The 13,665-nt window shown below is 66.5% G+C and carries 9 protein-coding genes; 2 read left to right on the top strand and 7 right to left on the bottom strand.

Annotated elements, in window-relative coordinates:
• Positions 1 to 14 precede the first annotated feature (14 nt).
• From OJI97_RS10450 to OJI97_RS10440, 3 genes are all read right to left on the bottom strand, one after another.
• Positions 15 to 1,976, bottom strand: coding sequence for a ribonucleoside-diphosphate reductase subunit alpha (locus OJI97_RS10450; protein WP_297663253.1), 1,962 nt, complete (start codon positions 1,974 to 1,976; stop codon positions 15 to 17).
• A gap of 655 nt (positions 1,977 to 2,631) precedes the next feature.
• The gene (locus tag OJI97_RS10445; RefSeq protein ID WP_297663252.1) at positions 2,632 to 4,938 is read right to left on the bottom strand and encodes an EAL domain-containing protein; all 2,307 of its coding nucleotides are present in this window, start codon (positions 4,936 to 4,938) and stop codon (positions 2,632 to 2,634) included.
• Between the two features lie 99 nt (positions 4,939 to 5,037).
• Positions 5,038 to 6,780, bottom strand: a complete 1,743-nt coding sequence (locus tag OJI97_RS10440) for an acyl-CoA dehydrogenase (RefSeq protein WP_297663250.1) — start codon at positions 6,778 to 6,780, stop codon at positions 5,038 to 5,040.
• Positions 6,781 to 6,831: 51 nt separating this feature from the next.
• On the opposite strand from OJI97_RS10440, the gene OJI97_RS10435 reads away from it, so the two are divergent.
• Positions 6,832 to 7,791: an L-threonylcarbamoyladenylate synthase gene (locus OJI97_RS10435; protein WP_297663249.1), complete on the top strand. Its 960-nt coding sequence runs from the start codon at positions 6,832 to 6,834 to the stop codon at positions 7,789 to 7,791.
• Positions 7,792 to 7,977: 186 nt separating this feature from the next.
• Here OJI97_RS10435 and OJI97_RS10430 read toward each other — a convergent pair whose 3' ends face one another.
• From OJI97_RS10430 to OJI97_RS10415, 4 genes are all read right to left on the bottom strand, one after another.
• On the bottom strand, positions 7,978 to 8,880 hold the full coding sequence (locus OJI97_RS10430) for a DMT family transporter (protein ID WP_297663247.1): 903 nt from the start codon (positions 8,878 to 8,880) through the stop codon (positions 7,978 to 7,980).
• A 153-nt stretch (positions 8,881 to 9,033) separates the two neighbouring features.
• On the bottom strand, positions 9,034 to 10,632 hold the full coding sequence (locus OJI97_RS10425; RefSeq protein ID WP_297663245.1) for a peptidase S10: 1,599 nt from the start codon (positions 10,630 to 10,632) through the stop codon (positions 9,034 to 9,036).
• 87 nt (positions 10,633 to 10,719) lie between these two features.
• A complete protein-coding gene (locus OJI97_RS10420; RefSeq protein ID WP_297663243.1) occupies positions 10,720 to 11,493 on the bottom strand; it encodes an SDR family NAD(P)-dependent oxidoreductase in 774 nt (257 codons plus the stop codon).
• Positions 11,493 to 11,996: a thioredoxin family protein gene (locus OJI97_RS10415; RefSeq protein ID WP_297663241.1), complete on the bottom strand. Its 504-nt coding sequence runs from the start codon at positions 11,994 to 11,996 to the stop codon at positions 11,493 to 11,495. Before OJI97_RS10415 ends, OJI97_RS10420 begins: the two co-directional genes overlap by 1 nt.
• Positions 11,997 to 12,052: 56 nt before the next feature.
• On the opposite strand from OJI97_RS10415, the gene OJI97_RS10410 reads away from it, so the two are divergent.
• Entirely contained in the window at positions 12,053 to 13,570 is a 1,518-nt protein-coding gene (locus OJI97_RS10410) for an acyl-CoA carboxylase subunit beta (protein WP_297663239.1), read from the top strand.
• Positions 13,571 to 13,665: the final 95 nt, after the last annotated feature.

The raw sequence follows: 13,665 nt of genomic DNA, 5'->3' as shown, positions 1-13,665 counted from the left end.
GGAGGGGCGAAGGTTCACTGGCAGGCCAGGCACTCGTCGTAGTCGGTGCTTTCGGCGCTGAGTTCGAACTTCGGCGCCTCGGCGGTGTTGTCGGCCTCGACCCCGCCCGCGAAGCCGGCGCGCTGCACCGATTTCGAGCGGAGATAATAGAGCGATTTGATGCCGAGCTCCCACGCGCGGTAGTGGAGCATGAGTAGGTCCCATTTCTCGACGTCGGCGGGGATGAACAGGTTCAGCGACGCGGCCTGGTCGATATAGGGGGTGCGGTCGGCGGCGAGTTCGAGCAGCCAGCGCTGGTCGATCTCGAAGCTGGTCTTGTAGCAGTCCTTCTCGTCCTGGGTCAGGAAGTCGAGGTGCTGGACGCTGCCGCCGCGTTCGAGGATCGAGTTCCACACCGCGTCGCTGTTCTTCGCCTTGTCGACGAGCAAAGCCTCGAGGTGCGGGTTGCGGATCGAGAAGCTGCCCGACAGCGTCTTGTGGGTGTAGATGTTCGCGGGGATCGGCTCGATGCACGCGCTGGTGCCGCCGCAGATGATGCTGATCGACGCGGTCGGCGCGATCGCCATCTTGCACGAAAAGCGCTCCATCACGCCCTGATCGGCGGCGTCGGGGCAGGGGCCGCGTTCCTTGGCGAGCAGCATCGAGGCCTGATCGACCTGCGCGCGGATATGCTTGAAGACGCGCAGGTTCGACGATTTCGCCATCGCCCCCTCGAACGGCAGGCCGCGCGCCTGCAGGAAGCTGTGGAAACCCATCACGCCGAGGCCGACCGAGCGCTCGCGGCTCGCGCTATATTTGGCGCGCGCCATTTCGGGCGGGGCGCGGTCGATATAGTCCTGAAGCACGTTGTCGAGCATGCGCATGACATCCTCGATGAACTGCTTGTCGCCGTTCCACTCGTCCCAGGTTTCGAGATTGAGCGACGAGAGGCAGCAGACCGCGGTGCGATCGTTGCCGAGATGGTCGCGGCCGGTCGGCAGGGTGATTTCCGAGCAGAGGTTCGAGGTCGAGACCTTGAGCCCGAGGTCGCGATGATGCTTGGGCATCATGCGGTTCACCTGATCGATGAAGATGATGTAGGGCTCGCCGGTCGCGAGGCGCGTCTCGACGAGCTTCTGGAACAGGCTGCGCGCGTCGACGGTGCCGCGGACGCTCTGGTCCTTGGGGCTGCGCAGATTGAATTCGGCGCCGTCGCGGACGGCCTCCATGAACTCGTCGGTGATGAGGACGCCGTGGTGGAGGTTGAGCGCCTTGCGGTTGAAATCGCCCGACGGCTTGCGGACCTCGAGGAACTCCTCGATTTCGGGGTGCGAGATGTCGAGGTAGCAGGCAGCCGAGCCGCGGCGGAGCGACCCTTGCGAGATCGCGAGAGTGAGCGAGTCCATCACGCGGACGAAGGGGATGATGCCGCTGGTCTTGCCGTTGAGGCCGACGGGTTCGCCGATGCCGCGCACCGCGCCCCAATAGGTGCCGATGCCGCCGCCGCGGCTGGCGAGCCAGACATTCTCGTTCCAGGTGCCGACGATCCCCTCGAGGCTGTCGTCGACGCTGTTGAGGTAGCAGGAGATGGGCAGGCCGCGGCCGGTGCCGCCGTTCGAAAGCACCGGGGTCGCGGGCATGAACCACAGCTTCGAGATATAGTCGTAGAGGCGCTGGGCGTGGTCGGCGTCGTCGGCATAGGCCGAGGCGACGCGCGCGAAGAGATCCTGATAGGATTCGCCGGGGAGGAGATAGCGGTCGCGCAGCGTTTCCTTGCCGAAATCGGTGAGCAGCGAATCGCGGCCGGCGTCGGTCGCGATGGCGAATCGGCGGGCGTGGACCTTGGGCTCGCCGCTGTCGTTCAGCTTGGCGGTCTCGGGAGCCGATTCGCCCCCCGATTCGCCCTTCGCTTCGGAGGCTGCCGGAGCGTCATTCTTTGCCAGTTCCACCGTCGCCACGTCGCTCGTCTCCACCCGTTCCGTCTCGCGAAAATCCATCTAACTCGTCCCCGTTCTGCCGATGCGCCGCGGCGCATATGTTCCTGTCTTGTTCGACTCAGGGCGAAGCCCCGATCCTAGCATCTAAACGCGTCCCCGGGGCACTTATTTTCGGCGCAAAGAGGGTTTTCCCGGGCCCATGCGTGATGGGCGACGGAAATCCGCCACTTTCGGCCTGATACTATTTCTTGGGGTGCCCCCGTGGCTGACCCACCACCTATAGTGCCACGTCGGCGCGCCGATGCAAGACGGTAAATGACAGATTGAGGACTCAACTCGTCGATAATTTGATTCGGTTCACCGCTCGCCGGATGCGCGTCATGGCAATGCGCCGCGCTTTTCCTGGGGGTTCGCGGGCGAGGGATCGGCGAGCCTTGAAATGCCGCCGTGGGGGTCGCGGAGCCAGCGCGGGTCAGGACAAAGAAAAAGGGCCCCGGACATGTCCGGAGCCCTTTTCTGATTTTGTGTCCAGGTCAGGCCGAGCCGCCACCGCTTTCGGTGCCGCCGCCGCCCAGGAATCTCCAGAACCAACCCATGTCAGATCTCCTGTTGGCACTGCCCACGAGGAACAGTTAACGGAGCATATACCTTAATAGACAAGGTAAATCGAGTCTTAACTATAATCCCGCACGAACGATTGCTGCCAATCTGGCAGTCAGGCGGTGCGGCTGTGGGGGGAGGCGGAGAGGCTATTCACCAGTTCGGTAAATAGCTGTGGTTTTCCAAGCAGGTATCCCTGGCCGACATCGCAGCCCAATTGGCCCAGAAGCGCGAGCGTCGGCGCATCTTCGATGCCTTCGGCGACCGCGACGGCGCCCAGACGGTGCGCGAGATCGATCGTCGATTTGACGACTTCGAGGTTCCGCTGCGAATCGCGCATCGTCATGACGAATCGCTTGTCGATCTTGATCTCGTCGGCCTCGATCTCGGTCAGATATTCGAGATTCGACTGGCCGGTGCCATAATCGTCGATCGACAGGCGGATACCGGCGCGGCGGAGCTGCGCGAGCGTCTGCTTCGCCTGGCGGCTGTTCTCGATCTGCGCGGTTTCGGTGATCTCGATCGTCAGCTTCTCGGCGGGCAGATGATGCGCGGTCAGCATGACGCGGATCGTCCCGACGAGGTCGCTGTGGTCGAGCAGGGTCGCCGACAGATTGACCGACATATGGATGTCGAACCCGCGCTGATGGAGTTCGGCCGCCGAGCGGACCGCCTGGTCCATCACGAACAGGGTGAGGCGATAGATGTCCTGGCTCTTTTCGGCCTGGACGATGAACTCGTCGGGCGGAATCGGGCCGCGCGTCGGGTGCGTCCAGCGCGCCAGCGCCTCGACCCCGACAAGCTCTTTCGTCGTGATCCCGTACTGCGGCTGGAAGGCGACCCAGATGTCGCCGCCCGACAGCGCGTCTTCGAGCTGCGAATGGAAGGACAATTGCCAGCCCGCGTCGTCCTTTTGCCGCGGCGTATATTTGGTCCACAGCGACCGGGTGCGGATCGACTTTTCGGCGGCGACGAGCGCGGCGGCGAGGCGCTGCGCGTTCGAGCCCTCGAACTCGTCGTTGACCCCGAAGGCGATGGCGACGTCGACGCGAAGCTCGCCGATCGTCAGCGGCGCGTTGAACAGCGCGGCAAGGCCAGCGAGCTGCCCCTCGATCTGGCTGTGCTGATAATAGGGAACGAGCCAGGCGAAAGTGCCGTCGAGATCGTGGTGCAGCACCGTGCCCTGCGACGCGAGCTGGAGGCGGCGGGTGACCTGCTCGACGAGCTGGCCGATACCGTCACCGGGGATGAAGGCGGCGAGATCTTCGAAATTGACGACCTTGGCGGCGATGATGGTCGCGCTGCCGAATGGGGCTTGTCCACGGAGCGCCTCGAAGTTCGGGAGGCCGGAAATGGGGTTTTCCCGCTGTGCCGAATCACGGCGCCGCGCGCGCGCGGCGTTGGCGCCGATCGCCATGAGGAAGAAAAGGGCCGCCCCGATCGAAATCGTGATGAGCTGCGAGGAAAGGAAGGCCTTTGTCGCGATCAACACGATGAACATGGTGTATCCAGCGAGGCTGAACCGGCGACTGCGGTTCGCCATCAGCAACGGCACCATGACGACGACGACCAGCCCAAGTGCCGGCCACCAGCCGAGATTGACCGGATTGCCGCGCCGCAGCGCTTCGCCCGCGATCAAATGGATATAGGCGCCGGGCACCGTGTCGTGCCCCGGCAGATAATGGCGGTCGAACAGGCGCGATGCGGTGGGGGCAAAGATGACATCCTTGCCCCCGAGTTCGCGTTCGCCGATCTTGCCGGTGATGACGTCGATGGCGCTATATTGCTTGATGCTTTGCAGCCGGTAAGAGAAATCGACCCGAAAATCCTCGGCCCGATCCGCCGATTTATTCGCCAGAACCGCTGCGAAACTGGGAAGGAGACGGCCTTCGGCGCGATACATCAACGGCACGTCCCAGACCTGCCAGAGCTGCTTTTCCCAGGCGATGCTGGCCCGGACGGCCTGATCGCCGAACGACGGATCGGGAAAAATGGTGATCAGCTCGTCGGTGCCGGGAACCTGGCGGGTCGGAACGCCGAGCACCACGCGATTGCCCATGGCGCGGACCGCGGCCGTAATGCTTTTGAGGCCGCCATAATCGTCGGGCCGCTGATAATCGAAATCGATGAACAGCCGTTTCGCATGCGCCCGGTCGATGGCGCGAATGAGCGCGGCATGGTCACGTCGGTCAAATTCGCCGCCGCGAGATGCCGCGAGCGTGGGATCGTCAAGGCCGACGACGACGATATCGCCCGAAACATCGCGATAGGCGAGGCGGCTGGTTATGCTGGCAATCACACGGTCGGGGAGTTCGCCGGCCCCGCTGACGCCGGCAAGAATGCTGAGCAGCAGCGACAGAGCAAGCGCCCGCCAGCTGATCACCATCTTCTGTCCGAGCTTCAGCACGCGCGTCTCCAGCATTGCCGGACGGACTTAGCGTTCGATGGTTATCATTGCGTTAATCATGAGCCCCATCCCGCCCTCTCGCATCGTGCGAGAGGACGAGGATTTCCGCCGCCTTCAGGCGATCGCAGGAAGCGGCGCGAGGGCGGCGTCGCCGGCGAGCGCCGAGGCCGCGAGGCCGGTGGCCGCCGGGACGATCTGTTCGAGATAGAAGCGCGTCGAGGCGATCTTTGCCTCGAGGAAGGCGGTGTCGCCTTCGCCCGCGTCGAGCGCGGCGCGCGCGGCGCGATTCTGCAACGCCATCAGCCAGCCGCAGGTCGCGGTCGCGAGCATGGTGAGATAGGGATAGCTGCCCGCCAGCCGGTCGGGCGTCGAGGCCTGTTCGAGCCAGTCGGTGACGTGGCGGCAGGTTTCGGCCAGCTCGGCGAGCGGCGGGAAATCGGCGGCGCCGTGCGCGATGTCGTCGATCAGCGAACGCACCCCGTCGCCGCCCGCGAGGCCGAGCTTGCGCCCGACGAGATCGGCGGCCTGGATGCCGTTGGTGCCTTCGTAGACGGGCGCGATGCGCGCGTCGCGATAATGCTGCGCGGCGCCCGTTTCCTCGATGAAGCCCATGCCGCCGTGGACCTGGACGCCGAGGCTTGCGACCTCGCAGCCGATGTCGGTCGCGTGCGCCTTGGCGAGCGGGATGAGGACGTCGGCGCGCAGCTTCGCCGTCTCGTCCCCGAGCTTGCCGAAATCGGTCTGCGCCGACGCATAATAGATGAGCGCGCGCGCGGCCTCGGTCTGCGCGCGCATCCGCCACAGCATCCGCTTGACGTCGGGATGATGCCCGATCGTCACGGGGGTGCGGTCCGCCGAGCCCGCGAGCGACGACTGGACGCGCTCGGCGGCGTAGCGCTGCGCCTGCTGGGTCGCGCGCTCGGCGATCTGGACGCCCTGGCAGCCGACCATCAGCCGGGCGTTGTTCATCATCACGAACATCGCCTTCATGCCGCCCATCTCGTCGCCGACGATCTCACCCAGGCAGTCCTCGCCCTCGCCATAGACCATCACCGCGGTCGGCGAGCCGTGGATGCCGAGCTTATGCTCGATCGAGGCGCAATGGACGCCGTTCGGGATCGTCGGATTGCCGTCGGCGTCGAGCCGGTATTTGGGAACGAGGAAGAGCGAGATGCCGCGCGTCCCCTCGGGCGCGCCGGGGGTGCGGGCGAGGACGAGGTGGACGATATTGTCGGTGAGGTCGTGCTCGCCGAAAGTGATGAAGATCTTCTGGCCCTTGATCCGGTAGAGGCCTGCGTTCGGTCCCTCCGTCACCTTTTCGGCGGTCGAGCGGAGCGCGCCGACGTCGCTGCCCGCGCTCGGCTCAGTGAGGTTCATCGTGCCGTTCCACGCGCCGGTGATCAGCTTGGGGAGCCAGGTTTGGCGCTGTTCTTCGGTGCCATAGGCCATCAGCGCGTGGATCGCGCCGGGGGTCAGGATATTGCACAATGTGAAGCCCATGTCGGCGGTGCCGAGCGCCTCGATCACCACGGTCGCGAGGGTGAAGGGCAGGTTCTGCCCGCCATATTCGCCGGGGCCGTCGAGGCTGCCCCAGCCTGCCTCGACGAACTGCCGGTAAGCCTCCTTGAAGCCCGGGGGCATGGTGACCTTGCCGTCCTGCCATTTGGGATTCTGGACGTCGCCGACGCGGTTGAGCGGGGCATAAACCTCGGCGGCGAAGTCGCCGATTCCGGTGACGATCGCCTCGACCATGTCGGGGGTCGCGGCGGCGAATGTCTCGTGCGCCGCCATCGCGTCGATCCTTGCGATATGGCCGAGGACGAAAAGCTGTTCGGTGGTGGGCGGCGTATAGGTCATGGGGTGCCGACTTTCCTGGTGATTCCGTTGCAGGCGGCGCTATAGCGCGGCATGGCCGAGGGTCAAACGAACGAACCCGCCGGGACCGAAATTCGTCCCTATGGCGCCGACGCGGTTTCGCGGGCGGCGGCCTGCATCGCGCGCGGGCTGCCGGTCGCGGTGCCGACCGAGACGGTCTACGGCCTTGCCGCCGACGCGCGCGACTCGGCGGCGGTCGCGCGCATCTATGCCGCGAAGGGACGGCCCGATTTCAACCCGCTGATCGTCCATGTGCCGTCGCTCGCGGCGGCGGAGAAGCTGGGCGTGTTCGGCGAAGCGGAGCGGGCGCTGGCCCGGGCTTTCTGGCCGGGTCCGCTGACGCTGGTCGTGCCGCGCACCCATGATTGCCCGGTGGCGAGCATCGCGACCGCAGGGCTGGGCACTATCGCGCTGCGCGTGCCGGGGCACCGCGCGATGCAGGCGCTGCTCGAAGCGACCGGCGCGCCGCTCGCCGCGCCGAGCGCCAATGCGAGCGGGCGGATCAGCCCGACGAAGGCAAGCCATGTGGTCGCCAGCCTCGACGGGCGGATCGCGCTGGTGATCGACGACGGCGCCACGACGGCGGGGGTCGAATCGACGATCGCGCGCGTGGCGGACGGCGCGGTGCAGGTGCTGCGGCCGGGGCCGGTGACCGCGGCGATGCTGGCGGAGGCTTCGGGGCTGGCGGTGACGGCGCGCGCGGGCGCCGACGTCGTCGCGCCGGGGATGCTCGCGAGCCATTATGCGCCGGGCAAGCCGGTGCGGCTGAACGCCGCCGCGTTCGAGGCCGACGAGTTCGGGATCGGGTTCGGCGGGCTTGCGGGCGACTATCAGCTCAGCGCGGGCGGTGATGCGGTCGAGGCGGCGGCGCGGCTGTTCGACGCGCTGCACGCGGGCGCGGCGAGCGCGAAGCCGAAGATCGCGGTGGCGGCGATTCCCGACGCGGGGCTGGGCGCGGCGATCAACGACCGGCTCGCGCGCGCGGCGGTGTGAATTTTTGGTTCACGCGGAGACGCGGAGGCGCGGAGAAGGAGATTTGGGCCGACAGGCCCCATTTCCTCCCGGCATTGCGTTTAGAAGAAGTGTCGAAGGAAAAGGCCGCTTCGCGGCAAGCGCGACATCTCCGCGCCTCCGCGTCTCCGCGTGAAACTAAATAGGGACTGTCCCTATTTTTGTGGGTCACGCCGCCGCGGGTTCGACCGGGTCGCCGTGCGGGGTCTTGCGGGCGACGATCAGGCAGGCGGCGACGATCAGCAGCGCGCCGGCGATCGTCGGCCAGGTGACCGGCTCGTTGTAGAAGATCCAGCCGAAGGTCATCGCCCAGAGGAAACCGGTATATTCGGTCGTCGCGAGAATCTGCGCCTCGGCGCGGGCATAGGCCCAGCTCAGGAACAGCAGCGAGATCGTCGCGAGGGTGGCGGCGCCGAGAATAGGCGCGGCGTGGCCCGCGTCCGGCACCACGGCGAACCACGGCGCGCCCACGGCGAGGAATAGCGTCACGAACAGGTTCTGGAAGAAGGCGATCTCCATCGGCCCCGCCATCTTCGCCTGCCGTCGCGCGAGGATGAGATTATAGGCATAGAAGACCGCCGACAGGAATACCGCGCCGACCGCCCACAAGGCCTCGGGCGCATAGTCGCCGCCGCCGAGCTTGCCCGCGACGATGACGGCCACGCCGCACAGCCCGAGCATCGAAGCGGCGATCGAGCGCGGGCCGATCGTTTCGCCCAGAAAAATCGCGGCCATGTAGAGCGTCAGCAGCGGCGCGACGAAGGCGAGCGCGATGGCTTCGGCCATCGGCAGCCGCGCGAGCGCCCAGAAAAAGGTGATCGCCATCCCCGCGACGAACAGCGCGCGCCATGCGTGGATGCGCATCGTCGGCGCGTCGGGCATCGCGGGGCGCATCGCGAAATAGAGCGCCCCGCTGAGCAGCGCGCCCGCGCCGGTGCGCCAGAACACGGCATTATAGGCGCCGATGCCGATCGACAGCCCCTTCATCAGCACGTCCATCGCCGAATAGGTCGCGATCCCCGCGCAGGCGACGAGGAAGGGGATCAGCGGCGAGGGCGAATCGGGGCGCATGGGTGGGGCTGTAGGGTGTGATTGGTGCTTAATGAAGCTGCCGTGTGTCCCCGCGAAGGCGGGGACCCATCTCCGGTCGGTTCCATCTTGCACCAGCCGGAGATGGGCTCCCGCCTTCGCGGGAGCACGCAGCTTTTTTACAAAGGCCTCGTCCTATTCGATCCCGTCGGTCCGCCGGATGAAGTCGGCGACGTCGCTGTGCATCTCGCCGAGCAGCGCGGGGTTTACGTAGACCATGTGGCCCGAGGAATAATATTTATACGCGATGTTCGCCTGCAACTCCTTCGGCACCGGCAGGTGCCTCAATTCGTAGCGGCCCGCGAAATAGGGGGTCGAGACGTCGAAATAGCCGCCGGTGACGAGCAATTTCATTTTCGGATTCTGCTTCATCGCGACCGCGAGGTCGGGGAGCACGTTCGGAAGCGCGATCAGCGCGCGGTCGGCGCCGGGCGGGCGGTGCTTGTAATCCCAGCTCGAATAGACATCGAGCCCGCCCTCATAATGCGTCCCCGCGCCATAGCCCAAGGTGCCGCGAACATAGTCGTTGAAGGCGGCGGTGTAAGCCGCGCCGATCGCGCTGCCCTGCGGGTCGTTCGACGCGACCTTGCTCAACGGATCGAGCGTCGCGCCGGTGAAGCGCGTGTCGAGCGTGCCGGTGGTCAGTCCCTTGTCGGCGAGCAGTTCCTTTTGCAGCGCGCCATATTCGATGCGGAGGTTGGTCCTCAGCAGATAGTCGACCGGGAGGCCGGTGAAGGCGTGGAGCTTCGCCGCGACCGCCTGCCGCTCGGCGTCGCTGAGGTCGTTGCCCTTCATCAGCGCGAGCGTGTAGTCGCCGGTCGCGAAAGTCTCGGCCTCGGCGAGCCACGAGGCGAGGTCGCGGCCTGCCCCGGCGCGCTTGTGATACCAGGCGGTCGCGGCATAGGTCGGGAGCGACACCACATAGGGGAGGTCGACGCCCGGATTAAGCTGCGGATCGTCGGGGATCAGGTCCCAGTTCAATATGTCCGAAAGCAGGATGACGCCATTGAGGTCGATGTCCTGCCGTTGCAGCGCGAGCGTCATTCCCGCGGCGCGCATCGTCCCATAGCTTTCGCCATAAAGATATTTGGGCGATTTCCAGCGGCCGTATTTTGACAGGAAGTCGCGGACGAAGACGGTGAAGGCGTGGATGTCCTGATCGACGCCGAACCAGGCCTTGTCCTTGTCCTTGCCCGCGACGCGGCTGAAGCCGGTGCCGGGGGCATCGACGAAGACGAGGTCGGAAACGTCGAGCAGGCTCTGGTCGTTGGCGACGGTGCGATAGGGGGCGCTGCCGTGCGCCAGATCGGGCGTCTCGACGCGCACCGGGCCATAGGCGCCCATGTGGAGCCACAGCGTCGGCGAGCCGGGACCGCCGTTGAACAGGAAAGTGACGGGGCGGCTGTCGGCGGGCGCGCCTTCCTTGAAATAGGCGGTGTAGAACATCGAGGCTTCGGAGTTCGGGACGTCCTCGGCGGCGTCCTTGTCCCGCTTGCGCTCGATCGGGACGGTGTCGTCCCAGCCCTTGGGGTGGATGACGAGCGTGCCCGCGACCGCGCGATAGGGGATGGCGACGCCGCCGACGGTCACCGAGCCGCGACTCTCGACCTCGGTGGGCGCGAACATCGGTGCGTCGGGGACGGGCTTTTCGGTCGCGGGGCGCGCTTCCTTCGACTGCGCGGTGGCGCAGCCGGCGAGGGTCAGCGCGAGGGCGGCGGCGGTGATGAATTTCATGCGATCGATCTCATCTTCATTGGATTGCCCTCTCTCGTCACCCCGGATCAAGTCCGGGGTGACGAAGAAACGAAATCCAGCGGTTTGTCAAAAGCGTGCCTGCCCGGCGCCGTCGATGTTGAGTTTCTGCCCCGAGCAATAGGGGTTTGCGTCGCTGACGAACCAGAGCACCGCCGCGGCGACATCGTCGGGGGTGGGGACGCGGCCGAAGGGGAATCGCGCGTCGAGATCGTGGATGTCGCCGCCGGTGATCGCGCGCGCGAGGCGTTCGCCCATATCGCTGACGGTCAGCGACGGCGCGACGATGTTGACGCGGACGCCGCTGCGGACCTCTTCCTTGGCGAGGGTGAGCGCCAGCGCCTCGCCCGCCGCCTTCGCCATATTATAGGGCGCGCCGTTCGCCGCGTGGCCGAGCGTCGCGACGCTCGAGATGACGATGATGTCGCTGCGATCATGCTGGCGAAGCTGCGGCAGCGCGAGGCGCGAGATGCGGTGCGCCCCGACGGCGTGGATCGCGAGCAATTTCTCGACCTCGGCGGCGTCGGTGTCGGCAACGGTCTTGCCGCGGCTGGCGACGCCGGCATTGTTGATCAGGATCGAGAGCGGGCCGAAGTCGGCCGCGATCGCGGCGATCATCGCGGCGGAGGCGTCCTCGTCGGCGACCGAAGCCTGATAGGCCTTGGCCTTGCGGCCGAGCGCGGCGATGGCGGCGACGGTTTCGGCGGCGGCTTCGCCATCGCGCGTATAATTGACCGCGACGTCGGCGCCCGCCTTCGCCAGCGCGAGCGCGATGCCGCGGCCGATGCCGCGCGACGCGCCGGTGACGAGCGCGGTGCGGCCCGCGAGATCGATGTCTGCCATCATTCTTCCTCTTCCATCAGTTCGGTATAGATTTCGTCATCGCTGCGGCTCGCGGCGTTGCGCCATTTGGGCGCCGCCTTGCGGTTCAGCACATGGCCCTCGGCGTCGAGGATCGCGACCGTCGGGGTGCCTTTGATCGTGAAGCCGAAGCGTCCCGGGATTTCGGGGTTGCGGCCGAGGCCCTCGACCTGCGGCATGCCGATGTCGGCGAAGACGATCTCGTATTTCTCGCGCACCGGTGCGAAGCGATCGGTCGCGATCAGATTGGCGAGCCACGCGCTGTCGTGGCAGCCGTTGGTTCCCATGATGAGCAGGACATGCTTGCCCGAAGCCGCCGCGTCGGCGAGCGCGGCATCGATCGCTTTCATAAAATCGGTGTCGGGGTCGAAGGCGTCGGTCTTGTAGGGCTCGGCGACGCCGGCCATCGGGCGGGCTTCGCCTGCCGCGGCGGCGGCGGGCAGGAGCAGGAAGGCGGCGAGCGGGAGGGCGATGAGGCGGGTCATGGCCGCACGATAGGTTTTGCATGACGTTTCCGTCAACGTCAGTTAGCTTCGCTGTCATGAGCTGGAAAAAAGAAGTGGGCGAACTCGCCGCGCGGCGGGCGATGGCCGAGAAGATGGGCGGGGCCGAGAAGGTCGCGCGGCAGCATGGGCGCGGCAAGATGGACGCGCGGGCGCGGCTCGCGGCGATCGTCGATCCGGGGAGCTTTCGCGAGATCGGCAAGATCGCGGGGCGTGGCAGCTATGGCCCCGACGGCGAGCTCGAAGACCTTGCCGCGAGCAATTTCATCTTCGGGCGCGCGAATATCGACGGGCGGCCCGTGGTCGCCTCGGCCGACGATTTCACCGTGCGCGGCGGCGCGGCCGACGCGGCGCTGCACCGGAAATTCATCCAGTGCGAGGCGATGGCGCACGAATATCGCCTGCCGCTGATCCGCATGATCGACGGCACCGGCGGCGGCGGCTCGGTCAAGACGCTCGAGGATATGGGCTATACCTATATCCCGCACGTGCCGGGGTGGCACGAGATCATCGCCAATCTCGATTGCGTACCGGTCGTCGCGCTCGCATTGGGGCCGACCGCGGGGCTGGGCGCGGCGCGGGTCGTCGCGAGCCATTACAGCATCATGGTGCGCGGGCTGTCGCAGCTCTTCGCGGCGGGGCCGGCGGTCGCGGCGGCGATCGGCGACACGCTCGACCGCGAGGAGCTGGGCGGGACCGACGTCCATACGCGCAACGGCGTCGTCGACGACGAGGTGGCGAGCGAGGCGGAGGCGTTCGCGGCGGCGCGGCGGTTCCTCTCCTATCTGCCGTCGTCGATCCACGACCGCGCGGCGCGGACGGCGTGCAGCGATCCCGTGGGGCGGCGCGAGGAGGCTTTGCTGTCGATCGTGCCGCGCGAGGCGAAGCAGGTCTATTCGATGCGGCGGATTGCGAATGCCGTGTTCGACCAGGGCAGTTTCTTCGAGATGGGGTCGCGCTGGGGGCGGGCGGCGATCACCGCCTTTGCGCGGCTCGATGGGTATCCGGTCGCGGTGCTCGCGAGCGATCCCTCTTTTTTGGGCGGATCGTGGGATGCGAAGACGAGCGAGAAGGCCGAGCGCTTCGTCAAGCTGGCCGACCAGTTCCGGCTGCCGATCGTCCATCTCGTCGACAACCCCGGCTTCATGATCGGCGGCGAGGCCGAGCGGACGGGGACGATCCGCTATGGCGTGCAGGCGATGAACGCGATCTATCGCGCGACGGTGCCGCTCGCGAGCGTGGTGGTACGGCGCGCTTACGGGATCGCGGGGAGCGCGATGTCGAACGCCGAGCGATTCCAGTATCGCTTCGCCTGGCCCTCGGGCGACTGGGGCAGCCTGCCGATCGAGGGCGGGGTCGAGGTCGCCTACAAGAGCGAACTCGAAGCCGCCGAGGACCCGGCGGCGCATCTGGAGGCGATCCGGGAGCGGCTCAATCGCGTGCGCTCGCCGTTCCGGACGGCGGAGAAATTCGGGGTCGAGGATATTATCGATCCGCGGGACACGCGGCCGCTACTCTGCGAGTTTGCGGAGCTGGCGTGGCGGGTGCTCAACTAAGCTTGTCATTGCGAGCGGAGCGAAGCAAAACAGAGTATCGTAAAACGCGCTGGATTTGTTGGCATGGCTCCCAATTAAGGGGTTTAAGCCCCCGC

Source organism: Sphingopyxis sp. (assembly GCF_025869345.1).
In the GTDB taxonomy this organism is placed as follows: Bacteria; Pseudomonadota; Alphaproteobacteria; order Sphingomonadales; family Sphingomonadaceae; genus Sphingopyxis.
The sequence above is the reverse complement of the archived record's forward strand: the minus strand, read 5'-3'. Positions and strand labels throughout refer to the sequence as shown.